This window comes from Martelella sp. K41-7, assembly GCF_055808365.1.
In genome coordinates this window covers 3,374,857-3,392,526 of sequence record NZ_CM147867.1, presented here as the reverse complement: position 1 = coordinate 3,392,526, position 17,670 = coordinate 3,374,857, and the positions used below count along the sequence as shown (strand labels likewise).

Sequence of the window (17,670 nt, the reverse complement as noted above, 5' to 3'; positions counted from 1 at the left end):
GCCACGATCCGTTACAGCCCGGACTGTTTTTTCTGCCGCCGGTTTCGCTCTTCCGGCCGCCCGCCGTTCAGGAACCGCTCCGGCGTCTGCGGATCTGCCTAACGACCGTCGGAATCAGCGCCACTACGGCCAGCGCAAAAAAAGCGAGTGTTATGTCCCGTGTCACCAGATCGGAAATCTGCGCCTCGCGTCCAGCCTCTTGCGCGGCGACCAGCACGCTGTCGACGCCCTGGCCGAGATAGGCATAGGCAAACGTGCCGGGCAGGATGCCGAAAAAGGTTGCGGCGACAAAGCGCCCGAGGCTGATATCGAACAGGGCGGCGGCGATGTTCACCACGAAGAAGGGAAACACTGGTGCGAGCCGGATGACGAACAGATAACCAAGTGCATTTTCGCGAAAGCCGTCCGCGAGTTTCCTGACCACCCCGTCGACCCGGTGTTGCAAAAAGCTGCCAAAGGCCGAACGCGTTGCCAGAAAGAGGATTGATGCGCCGATCGTGGCGCCGACGGCGACGAGCGCCCCGCCCGCCAGCCAGCCGAAGAGGAACCCGCCGAAGATGGTGAGGATCGACGCCGCCGGAAACGAAAAGGCGACAGCGATAATGTAGACGCTGACGAAAATCAGCGCCGACCAGACCGTATTGGCATCCACATAGGCTCGCAGCGCCTGCCGTTGTTCGGCAAGAAAACCGAGGTTCAGATAGTTCTGCAAGCCGAGGGCATAGCCGAGCGCCAGCCCCAGCACGATAATGCCGACAGGCGCGAAGCGCGACAGCGGTTTTGCTGAAGTTGTGTTGCCTGTTGGCGGGCGAGGTTGGTTATGGTCATCAGACATCTTTGAATATCCAGTCATGGGCGAAGTCACCGGTCGTGGCGGCGGCGGCAAAGCAACCCGACAACGCTCTTGCCCGGAAGGGACAGGAGGCGCGGTTCAGGTGGCGATGGCGCATGAACGTGAGGGCCGTTCATTCGTTTCATATCGCATCGCCCGCACTGGTTTGAATCAAGTTCCCGAGAGGCGGAAGCAGGGTTGCGTCACGATGACTTGATCGGCGCAAATCGCTCTGGACTTCCGGAAGGACAGTTCTGCTAATGGAACGCCAACGGTGGCTGGAGGGATTGTGAGCAATACGGAAAATGACGAGCAGGCTTTGGCGCGGCTGCTGGTTGAGGGGAACCGTGAGGCCTTCGAATGCCTGTTTCGACGGCACAATGCGGCGATGATCCGTTTCTGCACGGGGATGGTCCAGTCCCGTCAGACGGCGGAAGAGGTGGTTCAGGATACATGGGTTTCCGTGCTCAACCGTATCGATCTCTTCGAGGGACGCAGTTCGTTGGCAAGCTGGATATTCACCATCCTCATCAACAAGGCCCGCACCCGCGCAAAGCGCGAGGGGCGTGTCGTCCTGTTTGACGGCCAGGGTGAAGGCGATGGGCTGGAGGATGCCTTTGACGGACGCGGACGTTGGCGCAATTTGCCCGAGCTTTGGGACGATCTGACGCCCGAGCGCCACGTGTCGGGCAGGAGCATTCTGCAGCATGTGGAGGTCGTGATCACGACGCTGCCTCCGGCACAGCGCGCGGTGCTGATCCTGCGCGGTCAACAGGAGCTTGATCCTTCCGAGGTCTGTGCGCTTCTCGACATCAGCGAGGGAAACATGCGCGTTTTGCTGCACCGGGCGCGTGTGACACTGCGCAACGCCCTTGACCGTCTGAACAAGGACATCTGACGGGTACATGGCTGTGTCCGCTCGCGGCTCGGCGCCTTCCTTTGTGCGATCATTTTTCGGCGCTGGAAAAGGCGACCCAACCCTGCCGCCACCGGATCACGGTGGTAAGCGCGCAGAGTGCTGCGAAACCGTAGGCGATCACGGGAAATTTGCCGGGAAACAGGCACATTGCGACGAATACCGCCATTGTCTCGAACCCTTCCGCTAATCCTCCTGCGTAATAGATGCCCTTCGTGGGAAACTCCGGCGCCTTTTTGCCACGCTTGGTGGCCACAGCGGAAAACGCGAGAAAAGACGAGCCGGTCCCGACGAAAGAGACGATCAGCACAGCTGCCGGCAGTGCGTGGACGGCGGGCGCCTGAACCGCAAAGCCCAGTGGGATGAGGGCGTAAAACACCATGTCGAGCGCAATATCGAGGTAGGCTCCGCGATCCGTCGGGCCCTGGATGCGCGCCACGGCGCCGTCCAGCCCGTCCATGAGCCGGTTGCAGAGAACAAGGACGAGCGCCAGCAACCATGCGCCGAAGCACAGGCCGATGAAGGCGCCGAGACCGGCGAGGAACCCGATGAGGCTGATCGCGTCGGCGCGCACGCCGCGCCGCGCCAGAAGCCTGGCAACCGGCTGAAGGACAGCACGCTGCAGCGGCAATATCCGGGCGTCAATCATCCGCGCCTCCAGGTTTGGAATCGTTCGAGCAGCGAAAGGAGGACGCCGTTGAGATGGTTGCGGCGCCACTGGCCTGCGGCCAGCTTGTTTGCTTCGGCGCGTGTCGGATAGATATGGATCGTACCCAGGATTTTTCCCAGACCGTGTCCGTGTTTCATGGCGAAAACAAATTCCGCGAGCAGATCGCCGGCATGGTCGCCAACGATAGTCGCTCCGAGAATCCTGTCCTTGCCCGGAACCGTCAGCACCTTGACGAAGCCACCTGGCGAACTGTCGGCGATTGCGCGGTCGAGATCGTCGTTGCCGAAGCGTGTCACTTCGTGGGGAATGTTCTTTTCCCTCGCCTCGGTCTCTGACAGGCCGACGCGTGCCACCTCCGGATCTGTGAACGTCGCCCAGGGAATGACGCGGTAGTCGGCCCTGAAACGTCTGATGTCGCCAAAGAGCGCGTTGATCGTGGCAAACCAGGCCTGATGCCCGGCGACATGGGTGAACTGATAAGGGCCCGCGACATCACCGGCGGCGAGGATATTCGGGTGAAGCGTTTGCAGATATGCATTGGTCGCGACGACACGGTCCGTCTCGATGCCGAGTTCTTCCAACCCGAAACCTTTCAGCCGCGGCGACCGGCCAGCGGCTACGATCATGTCATCGAATTCGATGCGCTGTCTTTCACCATTGTGTTCGACCTCGATCCATTTACTGCCCGCTTCCAGGCCGCAGGCGACAGCCTTGTGACCCGTCAGCACTGCCACGCCATCTGAACGGAGTGATGTCTCAACGAGCCCGGAGGCGTCCTCATCCTCGCGCATCATCAGGCGCGTCGCCATTTCGATCTGAGTGACCTTTGACCCGAGCCGTGCAAAACTTTGCGCCAGTTCGCAGCCGATCGGCCCGCCACCCAGAACGACCAGCCGTTTTGGTGCCTCGGGGCGATAGCGCAGGCTATCCCAGAGCGTATCCGATGTGAGATAACCGACCTCATCGATACCGGGAATTGGCGGCACAAAGGGGCGTGCGCCTGTGGCGATGATGATCGCGCGGGTCGTCAAGCGTCGGGTTTCGCCGCTGCTCAATGCAATCTCCACCGTCCAGGGGTCGATAAGCTTTCCATGGCCATGCAGGACCTCGACACCCAGTTCGGTATAGCGTTCGATACTGTCGTGCGGTTCGATTTCGGCGATAACCGAATGCACCCGCTCCATGACGGCGGAAAAGGAAATCTCCGGCTTGACCGGTCTGAGTCCATAGCGGTCGGCGTGACGCATCCGATGCGCCGCCTTCGCGCTGCCAATGAGCGCCTTGGATGGCACACAGCCGAAGTTCAGGCAATCGCCACCCATCTTGTTTGCCTCGACGAGAGTCACCTTTGCCTTTGCGCCTGCGGCGATATAGGCCGAGACAAGACCGGCGGAGCCAGCACCGATTACGATGAGATTGCGGTCGAATCGTTTCGGCCGTTTCCACCGCTGTATGTTGGACTTCGGCTTTTTATCTGTCGGTGCCATTCGGTTGCCTCGTGAAATCGCGGCCCGTTGGAGCCTGTTTTACAGAGACTGCCGAGCGCCGGAGCTGTTACGCAAGTCGGAGCAAAAAAATGAAGGACATGTCTGGGCGGAGCAAAGCCGTCCCGATGGTGTTTGGGATCGCCGCAGTGCGCCGACGTCGTTCTGCCTCAGCCGTTCTGGTGTTCAGGCGCGGGATTATCCACCGATCTGAACTCGCGTGGCATCTTGTTTCGTTGATATGATTCAAGGCGCATATGCGCGTGAGAAACAGTCATGCAGGATTTGTTAGAAGCGATATCCGAACCGAACCGGCCCGGCGCGCGGCGCTGGCCCTGAGCTGGAACGATCGGGAGCATTGTGTGTGTGAATTGATGACGCCGCTGGGGGCCACCCAGAGCCGCATGTCGCGCCATCTGAAAGTTCTGCGGGATGCCGAGCTGATCCTCGACCGGCGCGATGCACAATGGGTGCGCTATCGCAAGAATCCGGACATCAACCCCGAATTCGCGTCAGTGACCTGGTGGCTGGCCTATGGTCAACTGATCGACTTCTCCGAGCGGGCCACCACGCTTTTTCCCGTCGACCGTCAAAGCCACACTGGCGAAGCGATAGCCTTTTTCTTCTGAGATGTTCCCAGGGGCTTGTTGCTTCTGACCGGCATCGTGTTTGTCACCGGCGTGTTGTGCAGCTGGTTCAGTCCGGAGAAAACCCGCGCGGGATCTTCAGGTTTCGTTTTCGGGCGCAGCATCCCCTTCGGGCGCCTTGTACACGGCACGGCTCCATATGCTGCTTGCTTCCTTAACAACCTTGTCGAAATCGAAATCGCCGGATTTCGGCTGCCAGTCGAAAGAAAGCCAACTGTAAGATGTAAACTCGACCATAATCACCAGCAGGAACGATGCAATGTCCGGGTCGACGTCATGGCATTTTCCGCCTTCAACGCCGCGTTCGATATGTTCGCGAACGCGGTTGATGAACTTCCCGCGCAGTTCGTTCAGGGTTTCCGCCACTTCGGTATCGAAGGTGGCGACCTGAATGACGCTGCGCATGAAGGCCCGGTGGCGATAAAACATCTCCATATAGGTGCGGTTGGCATTTTCGACGCGTTGCTGCGGCGTGCCCGACTGGCGCGAGGAAGACAGCATGAACATCTCCCCCACAACGGTCGCAAGAATCGCCGAGAACACCTCGTTGCGATTCTTGAAATAGAGATAGAACGCTCCTCTGCTGACTCCAGCTCGTTCAACGATGTCGGCGACTGTCGTGCCGAAGTAGCCTTTCTGCGAGAATACCGTTTCCGCCGCCTGAAGGATGAGGGTCTCGGTGTCATGGCTCGAGCCGCGCTCGGGCTTGGCGTGTGCTGGTTGTTTCAATGGTGTTTCCGCTGTTCAGTTATGGTCGCGCGCTTGCGACGAACACTGACATTTATGTCACCTCGTTTCAATCGCAAATCCGAGCCGTTGTCGGGAAATTTCTCCTTAATATTCCTGCCATTGGCTTGCCGACGCCAGGTTCAGAGGATCGATTTCGATAGGTTCTAATTGACACTGACATCAGTGTCAGTTATTCATTAGTCACTCTTCGATATTTACATTGTTACAAGCGAATTAGCTGCTGACACCAATGTCATATTTTACGAAGAGCAGGAGGAGATTGAAACATGAACGGATTTCGGAAATTACTCGCATCCGGCGCGCTTTCGGCGCTCGGCGTCGTTGCCGGCACTCTGCCAGCGACCGCAGCCGACCCCGTCAAGGTCGGCTACATCATCCCGCTTTCGGGTGGCGCCGCAGCCTCGATCGGCCAGGAGATGAGCAGGGCAACTCACATGGCCGTCGAGCAGATCAATGCCGCCGGCGGCATTGCCTCGCTCGACGGCGCCCCGATCGAGCTTCTCGAAGTTGACTCGCGCGGCGACCCGAAGGTTGCCCTCACCGAGGCCGAAAGACTGATCACCGTCGAGGACGTCTCGGTCATGATCGGCGCCTTTCAGAGCTCGGTCACCTTCCCTGCCACAGCAGTTGCCGAAAAATACGGCGTTCCGTGGATCGTCGATCTGGCAGCCAAGGCCGACATCACCGAGCGCGGCTACAAATATGTGTTCCGCCCCACGCAGGTTCCCTCTTCAGGCAATGCCGACAGCGTCGTCGATTTCGTGACCTGGGCGAACGAGACGACAGGTGATCCGGCGAAAACCGCAGCGATCGTCTATGAAAACACCGATTGGGGCCAGGATCTGGCACAGCGCCTCCGCCAGCGCTTCGATGAAGCCGGGATCGAGATCGTGCTTGATGAATCCTACCCTGCCAATGCGCCGGACCTCAGGCCGCTGGTCCTTAAGGTGAAGGGCCGCAAGCCCGACGTGATTTCGGTCACAGCCTATGCCGCCGACGCCATCCAGCTTCATAAACTGATCGCACAGATGCAGATCGACTCCAAGGTTGTGATCGGCAGCGGCGCCGGCCAGGTCGACCCGACATTCATTCCCTCCGTCGGCAAGGCAGGAACGGAGGGCATTGTCAGCACCAATGGCTGGGCCGGCTACGAATCGACCATCAATACCCCCTTCGCCAAGGATTTCTGGGACGGCTATGTCGCAGCATACGACACCGAACCGTCAGAATTCTCGGTCGTCGCCTATTCTGTCGTCTGGATTCTCAAGGATGCCCTCGAGCGCGCCGGCTCCACTGATCCGGATGCAATTCGCGATGCGCTCGCCCAAACGCGTTTCGAAGGCAATGATATCGCACAGTTGCTCGGCTACGACGTGGTGTTCGACGAGAAGGGGCAAAACACCAAAAAACGCTTCGTTGTCCAACAGATTTCGGAGGGTGCCTACCGGACTGTGTGGCCAGAGCCAGTGGCAGCTCCCGGCTATGAGATGAAGTGGCCCGTCGGCAAGGCCGTCAACTGATCTCATCCGATCTATAGTCAGCATCGCCGCCCTTCAAGCGGAGGGCGGCTCCTGCATCAGACACTCATTTCGAGGGCCGATCGATGTCGACCATATTATTTCAGGCGCTCCTCAACGGAATCGCGAGCGGCGCTGTCTACGGGCTGATCGCACTCGGGCTCAGTCTCCAGTTCGGCGTGATGAAAATCATAAACTTCGCCCATGGCTCGTTTCTGATGATCGCGATGTATATCGCGGTCTGGGCGACAAGGAGCCTGGGGCTGCATCCGCTCGCTGTGATCATTCCTGTCGCAGCCATATTGTTCGCCGCCGGTTATTACATCCAGCGTTTTATGATCGAGCCGATCTACCGTAAGGAAGCGACCCGTGAACCGATCGGCGTGCTGATCTTCACCACTGGCCTCTGGATCTTCCTTGATCACCTGTTCTTGATGATTGCCGGACCGGATTACCAGGTCATGTCCGGCAACTGGTCAAACGAGATCGTTCTGATCGGTGACCTGATCTTCTCGCTGCCGCAGATCGCAGGCTTCGTCATCGCCACATTGGTGACGATCGGCGTGATCATCTATCTCGGCAAGACCCGCAGCGGCCGCATGATCCGCGCGACCGGCCAGGACCGGGAAGCCGCAAGCGTGCTCGGCATCGACAGCACCCATGTCTATCAACTGTCCTTCGCGATCGGGCTCGCGGTCGTCGGCGTCGCCGGCTGCCTGCTGGTGCCGCTTTATCCGGTCAACCCCTTCGTCGGCGACATTTTCGGTCTGCGCGCCTTCATCATCGTTGTACTGGGCGGCATGGGGTCGATCGGCGGCGCGTTCTGGGGCGGAATCATCATCGGCATTCTAGAATCCGTCGGCGCACAGTTCGTGCCCGTATCATTCGCCGAAGCCCTGATTTTCATCGTATTCCTCGCCGTGCTCTACATCCGGCCGGCGGGTCTGTTTGGACTGGAGCGCGAATGACCATGCCATCGAAACTGCTTTTTGGGGGCCTTGGCGCCGTTCTTGTCCTCGGCATCCCTCTCGTCTTTTCCAACCCCTATTCGCTGTCCATCGTCATTCTTGTTCTGCTCTACGCCTATCTCGCCTATGCTTGGAACCTGATCGGCGGGATCGGCGGTCAGCTTTCGCTCGGCCATGCGGCCTGGTTCGGGGTCGGCGCCTACACGTCCACCGTTCTGTTCATCGATTTCGGTCTCACCCCGTGGATCGGCATGCTTGCCGGTGCAATTATTGCCGGTGCGATTGCCGCCGTCATCGGCCTGCCCTGCTTCAGGCTGCGCGGCGCCTATTTCGCCCTGGCGACTATTGCCGCCACAATGGTGCTGCGCATCATCGTGGAAAATACCCACGGCCTGCTCGGCGGTCCGCGCGGACTGGAAGTGACGCTGATGCGCGACGCTCCCCTATTGTTCCAGCACACGCGTAAGGAGTTCTATTACGCCGTGGCGGTCGTTATGGTCGCGGCTGCCTTCCTGATTAATCGTGCAGCGTTGCACTCGCGTTTCGGCGCCTATCTGACGGCGATCCGCAATGACCAGGAGGCCGCTCTCGCGCTTGGGGTCAACGTCGGGCGCTACAAGCTCATGGCCTATGTGCTGAGTGCTGCCATGACCGCGATCGGCGGCACGTTCTACGCCCAGTTCGTGCTGTTCATCAGCCCGGAAAAGGTCTTCGGCGTCGCGCTCAGCGTCCAGATCGCCGTCGTCTGCATCATCGGCGGGCGAGGCACGCTCTGGGGGCCGATGCTCGGCGCCACCCTGCTGCTTCTCGGCGAGGAGGCGGCCCGCCGTTTCACCGGCGGCATCGTCGGCGCGGACATGCTGCTCTACGGTCTGATCCTGATGCTCGTCATTGCCTTTGAACCGCGCGGCCTCGTCGCCATCTTCGGTCGCATCGCCGCGTCACTTTCCCGTTCAAATGCAAAACCCTCCATGGAGAAGAATGATGGCGCTGCTTGAATTTCGCAATGTTGCCAAGACCTTCGGCGGGCTGCCAGCCATCAGGGATATGTCCTTCGAGGTCGGGAATGGCGAGATTGTAGGCTTGATCGGCCCCAATGGCGCCGGCAAGACCACTTTGTTCTCGATCGCATCCGGTTTCCTCCGTGCTACTCGCGGCAGCGTCTATTTCGACGGTAAGTCGATCGACAGGCTTTCCCCGCCGGCCATATGCCGAAAAGGCCTTTGCCGGACATTTCAGATCGTCCGCCCCTTCGGCGACATGACGGTGCTGGAAAACGTCGCAATCGGCGCGTTCCTGCGCCATCCCGGCCATCAAGAGGCCGAGCGACGGGCTATGGCCGTGCTGGAGCAGGTCGGTCTTGTCAGCCGTGCCACCGATCGCGCCCGCACACTTACGCTTGCCGGGCGCAAGCGGCTGGAAGTGGCCAAAGCTCTCGCCACTGAACCACGCATCCTGCTGCTTGACGAGGTGATGGCAGGACTGACCACGGTGGAGACCGGCGCAATGCTCGACCTGCTGCGCAACCTCGCGGCAGACGGGCTCGCCGTGCTGCTGATCGAACATAATATGCATGCTGTGATGAGCGTTTCCGACCGCATCGTCGTGTTGCATCACGGCGTCAAGATCGGCGACGGGTTGCCGGCCGATGTCGCCGCTGACCCGACGGTGATCGCGGCTTATCTGGGAGGAGACGATGACTGACATCCTCGAAATCAAAAAACTCCATTCCGGCTATGGCGATATCCGCATTCTGGAAGATATCTCGCTGTCGGTCGCACCGGGCGAGATCGTCAGCATTCTCGGCGCCAATGGCGCAGGCAAGACCACGCTGATCCGCACGGTCATGGGCACGCTGCCCGCAATGGCCGGGGAGATACGCTTCACGGGCGAGGTCATCTCCGGAAAACCCGCCCACCAGATCGCCCGGCTCGGGATCGCTCAGGTGATGGAGGGCCGTCGGCTCTTCCCGCACATGAATGTTGAGGAAAACCTCTTCGTCGGCGGCGACATCCTGAAAGACAGGAACAGAACCCGCAACAATCTCGAGTGGATCTATTCGCTGTTCCCACGACTGAAGGAAAGGCGGCACCAACTCGCACGCTCCTTCAGCGGCGGCGAACAGCAGATGCTGGCGATCGGCCGTGCGCTGATGACCTCGCCGAAACTGCTGCTGCTCGACGAACCGTCGATCGGGCTCGCACCGGTCATGGTCAAGGATATCTTCGCCAAACTGCCAGCGATCAACCGCGAGGGCGTGACGATCCTGCTCGTCGAACAGGACGTGAAACGATCGCTCAAGCTCGCATCGCGTGGCTACGTCATCGAGCACGGCCGGATCGTGATGGCCGGCAGCAGCGAGCATCTTCTCAACGATGACGGCCTGCGCAAGGCCTATTTGGGACTTTGAGGTAAATCCATGCTGACACTTTCCGACGCGCTTGCCGCCAATGCCGTCAAATGGCCGGACGCCGTCTGCCTTGCCGATGCGCACCGGCAGTTCACGTTTTCAGAGCTGAACGCGCGAACAAGTCGGCTTGCCAATGGCCTTATCTCCATGGGTGTCCGGCCCGGCGATGCTATTGCCGTCTATGCGCGCAATTCGATCGAATACATGGAGATTTTCCATGTCGCTGCCCGGCTCGGCATGCGCCTTGTCACGCTCAACTTCTGGCTCAGAACGACAGAAATGGCCGTGTTGCTGGATCACTCCGAGGCCCGTTTTCTGGTCATCGGCGAAAGTGCCCAGCACGAGATCGTGGCCCATCGGGCACTCTTTTCCAAAGTCGAGCATGTTCTGGTGATCGGAAATCCCGTCATCGATGATGCCTTTTCCTGGGCAAGCCTGATGGAGGCCGGGGACGACGCCGATCCGGCGATAGTGGTCGATCCGCAGGCGCCTTTCTGGATGATGTACACTTCCGGCACAACCGGAAACCCCAAGGGCCTTCACCGCTCCTTCCAGCGCACGGCCATGTGCATATGGGCCGGCATCATCGAGTTCGGCTACACCCGCAACGACCGTATTCTGGCGCTTTCGCCGTTCTTCCACGGGGTGCATTTCATGCCCCTCATGGTGTTGCAGGCCGGCGGCGGCATCTACATTGAACCGGAATTCAAAGCAGCCCGTGTACTCGAGACCATCGAGAGGCAAAAGATCACGGCGACCTTCATGGTGCCGACCATGCTGAACCTGCTGATGCAGGAGCCGCGTTTCGAAGAAACCGACTTTTCCGCATTGCGCTCGGTGGTCACCGGCGGGGCGGCGCTTTCGACCGCGACGAAAACTTGCGTCATGGAAGTTATGGGACCGGTGCTCCATGAGTTCTACGGCGCCAGCGAAAGCGGCTTCATCACCGTGCTGCACCCGGAGGACCAATGGCGCAAGGAGCGCTGCTGCGGTCAGCCCTGTTTCGGCGCCGAAGTCCAGATCCGTGACGAACTGGGCCATCCCCTTCGCTCTGGCGAGATCGGCGAGGTGTTCTCGCGCTGTGAAGGGCGCTTCGATGCCTACTACAAGGACGAGGCCCGCACCGCTGCGGTTCTTGATAATGGCTGGTTCACTGCCGGCGATCTCGGCCGGATGGACGATGAGGGCTTTGTCTACATCGTTGACCGCAAGTCTGACCTGATCATCAGCGGCGGCGAAAACGTCTATCCGCGCGAAATCGAAGACGTGCTCTCGAGCCACCCCGGCATTCTGGAATGCGCGGTGGTGGGCATGCCCGATCCGGTCTGGGGCGAGACGGTCGTGGCTGTCGTCGTGCCCGCCGGCGAGGGGGGAACCAACGCCGAAGAGGTAATCGCCTACTGCTCCGAGCGGCTCGCCGGCTTCAAGCGACCCCGTCGGGTCGAATTCGTTTCCTCTCTCCCGAAAAATGCTTCCGGCAAGATCCTGAAGCGTGAACTGAAGAATAACCTTTAAGCATACCAGGAGTTCAATCAATGCAGGTTCATATCGATTTTCAGAAGCGTCTTGGACGCTTCCAGGCCATGCTGCGCGACGAAGGCGTGGATGTGTTGGTCGGCACTCGGCTGAAAACCATCACCCACCTCTCCGGCGGCTTCGTGCCGTGGCGCAGCGTTGTGATCGTTCCCGCCGAAGGCGAGATCCAGCTCATTACCGTCAACATGGATGCGCCGCGCGTTCTCGCCGAGGGCTGGCTCGAGAATGTCACCGGCTATGGTCGCCATTCGATGATCGAGATGGCCGTGCGCCGTGTCCGCGAACTCGGCCTGCACACCGGCCGGGTCGCGGTCGAGGACGGCTATTCCTGGTATCTGCCTGAGGGCATGATCACCAAGCATGAATACACGACGCTCGAGACCGCCTTGCCCGAAGCCGAACTGACCAATCTGACCACGCCGATCGATCACCTGATGCTGATCAAGGAACCCGAGCAGATTGCGCTGATGCGTCAGGCGACCGCCATTACCGACGCCGCGCAGGAAGCGGTTCGCCGCTCCGCGCGCCCGGGCATGGCCGAAACGGAAATCGCCGGCATTGCCGAGCAGGCAGCCCGCGAACTCGGCAGCGAATTCGCCTGGACATTCACAGGCGGCCAGGAAATCGCCTCCGGCCACCGAACCTGGACCGGCGCCTGCACGCCTTCGACCCGCAAGGTCGTCCAGCGCGGCGAGTTCCTGCTGATCGACCTGCATGCGATGTATGAGATGATGCTCGGCGATGTCTCCCACAACGCGATCATGGGCAATCCGACGGCTGAGCAGCAGCAGTTGATCGATGCCTATGTGGAAAGCTGCCACTACCTGACGGCGGCCCTGAAGCCAGGCCGTACGATCGGTGATGTTGCAAGTGATGTCCGCCGCTTCACGGTTGAGAAGGGCTGGGGAGACATGATCCGCGGTTTCGGCCACGGCATCGGCGCTTTTGGCAATGAGTGGTATCCGTCCTTCACCGACTTCGCGATGGAATATGTCAGCGAACCCGACTATGTGATGCAGCCCGGCTTCATGGAAATCATCGCGCTCACCTGCAACCTGCCGGGCATCGGGGGGCTGCGTTACGAGCGCGCCTGGGTGATCACCGAGGATGGAGCGGAATGCATGTCGAAAACGCCAATCGAGCCCTGGGTCTACGAAGGCTGATCTGACGCTTTCTCGAGAAGGAGGACGAGATGATGAATTACGACAGCTTCTACATTGGCGGCACTTGGGTTCCCCCGAAGGAACTGGCGAATTTGTCATCGCCAATCCCTCGAACCTGAAGCCGGTGGGCAGAGTGCCCGCCGGTATTCCCGCCGACGTTGCCAAGGCCGTCAACGCCGCGCACGGCGCGTTTGCGGAGTGGTCGGCAACCTCCGGCTTCGAGCGAGGTGCCATCCTTGCGCGCGCCGCCGAACTGCTTGAGGGACGCCGCGAAGACATCGCGCAACTGATCACGAACGAAGTCGGCATGCCGATCAAGATGAGCCGGGCGATTCAGGCAGGATTGCCGATTGAGGCCTGGAAGCGCTATGCCGAGCGTGCCAGAACCCATAACTTCGAAACCCGGCTCGCTAATTCGCGCATTCTTGAGGTTCCCGTCGGCGTCGTTGCCTGCATTACGCCCTGGAACTATCCGCTGCATCAGGTAACGGCAAAGGTCGCGGCCGCGCTTGCCGCCGGCTGCACGGTCGTCCTGAAACCCTCTGAGGTGGCGCCGCTCAGCGCCTTCCTGCTTGCCGAGGTGCTTGAGCAGGCCGGTCTGCCCTCCGGCGTGTTCAATCTCATCGTGGGAGATGGTGAAAGCGTCGGCGAGGCGTTGGTGACGAACCCGGAGGTCGACATGATCTCGTTTACCGGCTCCACTGCCGTCGGCAAACGCATCGCCCGGCTTGCGGCCGAAAACCTGACGCGGGTGTCGCTGGAACTCGGGGGCAAGTCCGCTGCCGTCATTCTCGAAGACGGCGACCTGGAGCGCGCCGTCAAGAACACTGTCAATGCCTGCTTTTTGAACGGCGGACAGACCTGCTCGGCGCTGACGCGCCTGCTGGTGCCGGAAAGCCGCTATGAGCAGGCGAAGTCGATCGCTGCAAAGGCGGCGAGCCGCTTTGTCCCCGGTGACCCGGTTGACGATCAGACCCGGCTTGGCCCGCTGGTTTCCGAACGCCAGAAACACATGGTGCTCGACTATATCGGCAAGGGGATAGACAGCGGCGCGGAGCTGGTTGCAGGTGGTCTCGAACCGGTTGACGGCCCCGGTCATTTCGTACGTGCGACAGTGTTCGGAAGGGTCGATCCCGCAAGCGACATCGCCCAGGAGGAAATCTTCGGGCCCGTATTGTCGATCATCTGCTATGGCGATGAGGACGAAGCACTGGCGATTGCCAACGGAACCAGGTATGGGCTGGCTGGCGCGGTCTGGTCGCTGGATGAGGCGAGGGCGCAGGACTTCGCTGTGCGCATGGAAACCGGACAGATCGATATCAACGGCGCCCCCTTCAATCTGGACGCCCCGTTCGGCGGCTTCAGACACTCCGGCTATGGCCGTGAAAACGGCCCCTTTGGACTGTCCGAATTCCTAGAGGAGCGCGCCCTTCAGTTGCCGCAGGATGCCTGATCAAGGCGACAAAGCCGAGTGACGTCGGCCTCCTTGCAAGGCAAAAAAATCCGATCCACGCCACTGTGTGAGGGGCACCCCGCTGGTCCATGGTTTTTCATGGGCCAGTCGGTTTCAGGGCGGTTGAGACGAACCAGCGTTCTTTCGGGCCATATCATGCGCGCCATCTTGTTAGCCTATGCAACAGCCTCCAGCATTCTCGGTGTGCGCGCGACGAGACTTGCCAGCCAGAAATTTTTGCTGCCACCTTTGCGGACAACCCATCGGATCATGCTCATGGCTCCGACGATCGGGAACTTACGAATTTCGCACTGGCCCATCTTGCTTACGGCCCCAAGCCGGACTTTGCCTCCAGCCGACCTCGGTGGCGTGACCCTGCCCGGCGAGGCGGCAAAGTTTCGCCCATTCTCGAATGTTTCAGGTTCCGGTGCAAAGGCAGTAATCGCACCGATCCCGGGCACGGTGCACAGCCGCCGCACGGCCATGTCTATCAGCACTCTTCACGGCAACAAAACGCATGCTGCGGCGGGACGCAGCCTCGGTGTCTCCCCAGTCATTCTTCTGCCGCTTTAAGAACGGCTTTACATAGGCTGCCGGAACCAAACCATGAAATTTTGCGACAAAACCCGAAGACCATGTCACCTCAGATCAAAATACCAGGCTGTTCCGGCAGTGCTTAACGTTTATCATGGACAGATAGAAAGCCGCAGAAGTGCGGCGCGGTGAAGCGCCGGCGTGGCGGCAGCGATCACTTGCCCTTTTGACTGAAGCGTCAGCGGCTTGCCCTGCCAGTCGGTGATGGTGCCGCCAGCACCTGTCACGATTGGCACAAGCGCAAGGTAGTCATAGGGTTCAAGTCCGGCTTCCATAACGAGGTCGATATGCCCCGATGCCAACAGGCCGTAGCTATAGCAGTCGCCACCAAATCTCCTTGATGAGCAGGCACTGCTGAGCGCCTCGAAGGCAGCATATTCATCGTTGTCAAATTGGTCCGGCGACGTGGCAAAGAGGATTGCCTCATCCAGCTGTTCGCACGATCCACTCCGGCATGGCTTGCCATTGATTTGGGTGGGGCTGTCTTTCCGGGCGATCCAGGTTTCGTTGAGGATCGGAATGTCTATCCCGCCGAGGACGGGCGAACCATTGTCCAGTAGGGCAATCAGTGTTCCGAAGATGGGTACGCCGGAAATGAAGCTCTTGGTTCCATCGATTGGATCAAGCACCCAGAGGTAGCGCGCATCGCTTCCAGACACGCCGAATTCCTCTCCGAATATTCCATGTTCGGGAAAAAACCGCTTAGCACGGCTTTCATGGCTTCTTCGATGGCGCGGTCTGCCTGCGTTACCGGGCTTTGGTCGCTTTTGTGATCGACCTCCAGCCCTTGGCGAAAATGCGAACGTGCCAGCTTGCGCGACGCTGCCAGCGCATTGAGCGCGGCGGCTTCAAAACCGTCCAATGTGTTCATTCAGCTTCTCCAGACGGCGCTGTCTCAGACAGCAGCACATGTCCGTATTCGATTTGGTCAAGGACTTCCTGTGGAGCGTGATCGGTCACCAGCACGTCGATATCCGGCCAGCTGCAGACCTGAACGAGTCCCGATTTCGAAAACTTGCTGGAATCCATCAACAGGATGGTTTCATCGGCGCGCGACAGCATGGCGCGCTTGAACTCGACCTCGAAGAGATCGAAATCCTGACAGCCATTGACGGAGCCGGCGACCACCGACATTACGAAATAGCTCGGCGTGAATTCCGACAGGAAGCTGATGGCACCTGCACCGATGATCGTCTTGTCGGCAGAACGCAGTTCCCCGCCCGGTATGATCACGCGATGCTGCTTGCCGGACGTGGCAAGGATCTGGGCAACTTCCAGCGAGATCGTCAGGATTGTCATCGGTTCGCGCCGGGTCAGCTCCCGCGCGAGAAAGCAGGCGGTTGTGGAGTTGTCCAACAGCAGGGTCGCACCCTCGCGGATATGCTTTGCAGCCCGCGCGGCAATGGCGGCCTTCGCTGCCGAAGCCTCGGTCAGACGGCGCTCGAAGGGCGGTTCGGCGCGCGGCATCGACAAGCGCACACCGCCATGAAACTTCTCAACGATGCCTTCGCCGGACAGTACTTTCAGGTCACGCCGGATCGTCTCGTCGGAGACCTCGAATTCTTCGGCGAGAAACGATATCGCAGCGCGCCCCCGCGTTTCCAGCAAGTTCAGGATCTGTTGTTGTCTAACTGAGCGAGTCATTCTACCCCCATCAGGCCTGCGGCCAAATAGCATGGCCGGAAGCGGCATCGAATACTCGCATCCGGGCGAGATCGAAGTCGACACCGACATCATCACCAATTTCCGGTGCTCCCATGACCGGGCTCTTGATGACAACGTGGTGTTCGCCAAGCGCCACCTCGACCAGTGCTTCGGCACCAATCAGTTCTGTCCGTTCCACACGCCCGCGGGCCATTCCGTGCTGGGTGATTGTCATCTCCTCCGGACGCATGCCGATGATGATGTCGTTCGGCAGATCGTTTCCGATCGCGATTTCCTGAATGAATGCATTGTGACCGATCTTGCCGGCAGAGGATTTGCACGGGATCAGCCCCATTTCGGGCGAGCCGATAAAGGTCGCAACGAAGGTGTTGGCGGGCTTCATGTAAAGTTCCATCGGCGCGCCAAGCTGCTGAAGACGGCCCTTCGACATCATCGCAACGCGCGTTCCAAGCGTCATCGCCTCGATCTGATCGTGCGTCACATAGATAACGGTCAGCCCCAGTTCGGCATGGAGACGCTTCAGCTCGGCACGCATGCGGTTGCGCAGCTTTGCGTCGAGATTGGACAGCGGTTCGTCAAACAGAAACACCTTGGGTTTTCGGACAAGCGCCCGGCCGATAGCTACACGCTGCCGCTCGCCGCCCGAAAGCTCCTTCGGTCGCCGGTCGAGCAGATCGGTGATATGCAGGATTTCAGCTGCCTCGTGAATGCGGGTGTTGATTTCCGGCTTTGTCAGTCGCGTCGTCTTCATCAGGCCAAAAGCCATGTTGCGATAGGCCGTCATGTGCGGATAGAGCGCGTAGCTCTGGAACACCATGGCGATGTCGCGTTTCTGCGGCGAAACATCGGTCACGTCGCGCCCATCGATCACCAGTTGGCCCGTGGTAATGTCTTCAAGTCCAGCAATCATCCTGAGCGTGGTCGACTTGCCGCAGCCCGATGGCCCGACCATCACCATGAATTCCTTGTCTTCAATCGTCAGATTGATGTCATGCACAGTCCGGCTCTTGCCATAGGATTTGCTGACATTGTTCAGCTGAACAGTGGCCATGTTTTATCTCCGAA

Annotated in this window: 19 protein-coding genes; 10 read left to right on the top strand and 9 right to left on the bottom strand. The window is 59.8% G+C overall.

Features of this window, described 5'->3' with window-relative positions:
• Positions 1 to 67: 67 nt before the first annotated feature.
• Positions 68 to 835 (bottom strand): TVP38/TMEM64 family protein, encoded by a 768-nt coding sequence (locus AC0L7L_RS16165; protein WP_473510076.1) that lies wholly within the window; start codon positions 833 to 835, stop codon positions 68 to 70.
• A 286-nt stretch (positions 836 to 1,121) separates the two neighbouring features.
• Between AC0L7L_RS16165 and AC0L7L_RS16160 the strand changes: the two genes are divergently transcribed.
• Positions 1,122 to 1,730, top strand: coding sequence for an RNA polymerase sigma factor (locus AC0L7L_RS16160; protein ID WP_272213045.1), 609 nt, complete (start codon positions 1,122 to 1,124; stop codon positions 1,728 to 1,730).
• A 49-nt stretch (positions 1,731 to 1,779) separates the two neighbouring features.
• Here the strand turns inward: AC0L7L_RS16160 and AC0L7L_RS16155 are convergent, their stop codons facing one another.
• Complete coding sequence (locus AC0L7L_RS16155; RefSeq protein ID WP_473510074.1) at positions 1,780 to 2,397, bottom strand: CDP-alcohol phosphatidyltransferase family protein; 618 nt, start codon at positions 2,395 to 2,397, stop codon at positions 1,780 to 1,782.
• On the bottom strand, positions 2,394 to 3,905 hold the full coding sequence (locus AC0L7L_RS16150; RefSeq protein ID WP_334312985.1) for a dihydrolipoyl dehydrogenase family protein: 1,512 nt from the start codon (positions 3,903 to 3,905) through the stop codon (positions 2,394 to 2,396). The genes AC0L7L_RS16155 and AC0L7L_RS16150 overlap by 4 nt, the downstream gene beginning before the upstream one ends.
• Positions 3,906 to 4,159: 254 nt before the next feature.
• Here AC0L7L_RS16150 and AC0L7L_RS16145 point away from each other — a divergent pair, with 254 nt between their 5' ends.
• Positions 4,160 to 4,531 (top strand): ArsR/SmtB family transcription factor, encoded by a 372-nt coding sequence (locus AC0L7L_RS16145; protein WP_272213042.1) that lies wholly within the window; start codon positions 4,160 to 4,162, stop codon positions 4,529 to 4,531.
• 96 nt (positions 4,532 to 4,627) lie between these two features.
• On the opposite strand, the gene AC0L7L_RS16140 is transcribed toward AC0L7L_RS16145, so the two are convergent.
• Positions 4,628 to 5,278 (bottom strand): TetR/AcrR family transcriptional regulator, encoded by a 651-nt coding sequence (locus tag AC0L7L_RS16140; RefSeq protein WP_272213041.1) that lies wholly within the window; start codon positions 5,276 to 5,278, stop codon positions 4,628 to 4,630.
• Positions 5,279 to 5,565: 287 nt separating this feature from the next.
• Between AC0L7L_RS16140 and AC0L7L_RS16135 the strand changes: the two genes are divergently transcribed.
• The 8 genes from AC0L7L_RS16135 (at position 5,566) to AC0L7L_RS16100 (ending at position 14,346) form a co-directional block, all read left to right on the top strand.
• Positions 5,566 to 6,819, top strand: coding sequence for an ABC transporter substrate-binding protein (locus AC0L7L_RS16135; protein ID WP_473510070.1), 1,254 nt, complete (start codon positions 5,566 to 5,568; stop codon positions 6,817 to 6,819).
• Positions 6,820 to 6,902: 83 nt separating this feature from the next.
• Entirely contained in the window at positions 6,903 to 7,784 is an 882-nt protein-coding gene (locus tag AC0L7L_RS16130) for a branched-chain amino acid ABC transporter permease (RefSeq protein WP_272213039.1), read from the top strand.
• A 2-nt stretch (positions 7,785 to 7,786) separates the two neighbouring features.
• Complete coding sequence (locus tag AC0L7L_RS16125) at positions 7,787 to 8,782, top strand: branched-chain amino acid ABC transporter permease (RefSeq protein WP_272213038.1); 996 nt, start codon at positions 7,787 to 7,789, stop codon at positions 8,780 to 8,782.
• Entirely contained in the window at positions 8,766 to 9,488 is a 723-nt protein-coding gene (locus tag AC0L7L_RS16120) for an ABC transporter ATP-binding protein (RefSeq protein WP_473510067.1), read from the top strand. Before AC0L7L_RS16125 ends, AC0L7L_RS16120 begins: the two co-directional genes overlap by 17 nt.
• Position 9,489: 1 nt before the next feature.
• On the top strand, positions 9,490 to 10,194 hold the full coding sequence (locus AC0L7L_RS16115) for an ABC transporter ATP-binding protein (protein WP_473513967.1): 705 nt from the start codon (positions 9,490 to 9,492) through the stop codon (positions 10,192 to 10,194).
• Between the two features lie 9 nt (positions 10,195 to 10,203).
• Complete coding sequence (locus AC0L7L_RS16110) at positions 10,204 to 11,709, top strand: class I adenylate-forming enzyme family protein (RefSeq protein WP_473510065.1); 1,506 nt, start codon at positions 10,204 to 10,206, stop codon at positions 11,707 to 11,709.
• 20 nt (positions 11,710 to 11,729) lie between these two features.
• A complete protein-coding gene (locus tag AC0L7L_RS16105; RefSeq protein WP_473510063.1) occupies positions 11,730 to 12,893 on the top strand; it encodes a M24 family metallopeptidase in 1,164 nt (387 codons plus the stop codon).
• Positions 12,838 to 14,346, top strand: coding sequence for an aldehyde dehydrogenase family protein (locus AC0L7L_RS16100; protein WP_473510062.1), 1,509 nt, complete (start codon positions 12,838 to 12,840; stop codon positions 14,344 to 14,346). Before AC0L7L_RS16105 ends, AC0L7L_RS16100 begins: the two co-directional genes overlap by 56 nt.
• Positions 14,347 to 14,522: 176 nt before the next feature.
• Here the strand turns inward: AC0L7L_RS16100 and AC0L7L_RS16095 are convergent, their stop codons facing one another.
• The 5 genes from AC0L7L_RS16095 to AC0L7L_RS16075 form a co-directional block, all read right to left on the bottom strand.
• Complete coding sequence (locus AC0L7L_RS16095) at positions 14,523 to 14,831, bottom strand: transposase (RefSeq protein ID WP_473510060.1); 309 nt, start codon at positions 14,829 to 14,831, stop codon at positions 14,523 to 14,525.
• Positions 14,832 to 15,032: 201 nt separating this feature from the next.
• A complete protein-coding gene (locus AC0L7L_RS16090) occupies positions 15,033 to 15,599 on the bottom strand; it encodes an inositol monophosphatase family protein (protein ID WP_473510058.1) in 567 nt (188 codons plus the stop codon).
• Positions 15,506 to 15,811, bottom strand: a complete 306-nt coding sequence (locus tag AC0L7L_RS16085; protein ID WP_272213032.1) for a hypothetical protein — start codon at positions 15,809 to 15,811, stop codon at positions 15,506 to 15,508. Before AC0L7L_RS16085 ends, AC0L7L_RS16090 begins: the two co-directional genes overlap by 94 nt.
• Positions 15,808 to 16,584 (bottom strand): DeoR/GlpR family DNA-binding transcription regulator, encoded by a 777-nt coding sequence (locus AC0L7L_RS16080; protein ID WP_473510056.1) that lies wholly within the window; start codon positions 16,582 to 16,584, stop codon positions 15,808 to 15,810. The genes AC0L7L_RS16085 and AC0L7L_RS16080 overlap by 4 nt, the downstream gene beginning before the upstream one ends.
• A gap of 10 nt (positions 16,585 to 16,594) precedes the next feature.
• Positions 16,595 to 17,656 (bottom strand): ABC transporter ATP-binding protein, encoded by a 1,062-nt coding sequence (locus tag AC0L7L_RS16075; RefSeq protein ID WP_272213030.1) that lies wholly within the window; start codon positions 17,654 to 17,656, stop codon positions 16,595 to 16,597.
• Between the last annotated feature and the right edge of the window lie 14 nt (positions 17,657 to 17,670).

Bases quoted from the DNA above. Each gene is read 5' to 3' on its own strand.
- AC0L7L_RS16120 (WP_473510067.1), top strand. From the start codon at position 8,766: ATGATGGCGCTGCTTGAATTTCGCAATGTTGCCAAGACCTTCGGCGGG.
- AC0L7L_RS16125 (WP_272213038.1), top strand. From the start codon at position 7,787: ATGCCATCGAAACTGCTTTTTGGGGGCCTTGGCGCCGTTCTTGTCCTC.
- AC0L7L_RS16165 (WP_473510076.1), bottom strand. From the start codon at position 835: ATGTCTGATGACCATAACCAACCTCGCCCGCCAACAGGCAACACAACT.
- AC0L7L_RS16135 (WP_473510070.1), top strand. From the start codon at position 5,566: ATGAACGGATTTCGGAAATTACTCGCATCCGGCGCGCTTTCGGCGCTC.
- AC0L7L_RS16110 (WP_473510065.1), top strand. From the start codon at position 10,204: ATGCTGACACTTTCCGACGCGCTTGCCGCCAATGCCGTCAAATGGCCG.
- AC0L7L_RS16075 (WP_272213030.1), bottom strand. From the start codon at position 17,656: ATGGCCACTGTTCAGCTGAACAATGTCAGCAAATCCTATGGCAAGAGC.
- AC0L7L_RS16130 (WP_272213039.1), top strand. From the start codon at position 6,903: ATGTCGACCATATTATTTCAGGCGCTCCTCAACGGAATCGCGAGCGGC.
- AC0L7L_RS16155 (WP_473510074.1), bottom strand. From the start codon at position 2,397: ATGATTGACGCCCGGATATTGCCGCTGCAGCGTGCTGTCCTTCAGCCG.
- AC0L7L_RS16080 (WP_473510056.1), bottom strand. From the start codon at position 16,584: ATGACTCGCTCAGTTAGACAACAACAGATCCTGAACTTGCTGGAAACG.
- AC0L7L_RS16150 (WP_334312985.1), bottom strand. From the start codon at position 3,905: ATGGCACCGACAGATAAAAAGCCGAAGTCCAACATACAGCGGTGGAAA.
- AC0L7L_RS16095 (WP_473510060.1), bottom strand. From the start codon at position 14,831: ATGGCCGTGCGGCGGCTGTGCACCGTGCCCGGGATCGGTGCGATTACT.
- AC0L7L_RS16100 (WP_473510062.1), top strand. From the start codon at position 12,838: ATGGAGCGGAATGCATGTCGAAAACGCCAATCGAGCCCTGGGTCTACG.
- AC0L7L_RS16145 (WP_272213042.1), top strand. From the start codon at position 4,160: ATGCGCGTGAGAAACAGTCATGCAGGATTTGTTAGAAGCGATATCCGA.
- AC0L7L_RS16085 (WP_272213032.1), bottom strand. From the start codon at position 15,811: ATGAACACATTGGACGGTTTTGAAGCCGCCGCGCTCAATGCGCTGGCA.
- AC0L7L_RS16105 (WP_473510063.1), top strand. From the start codon at position 11,730: ATGCAGGTTCATATCGATTTTCAGAAGCGTCTTGGACGCTTCCAGGCC.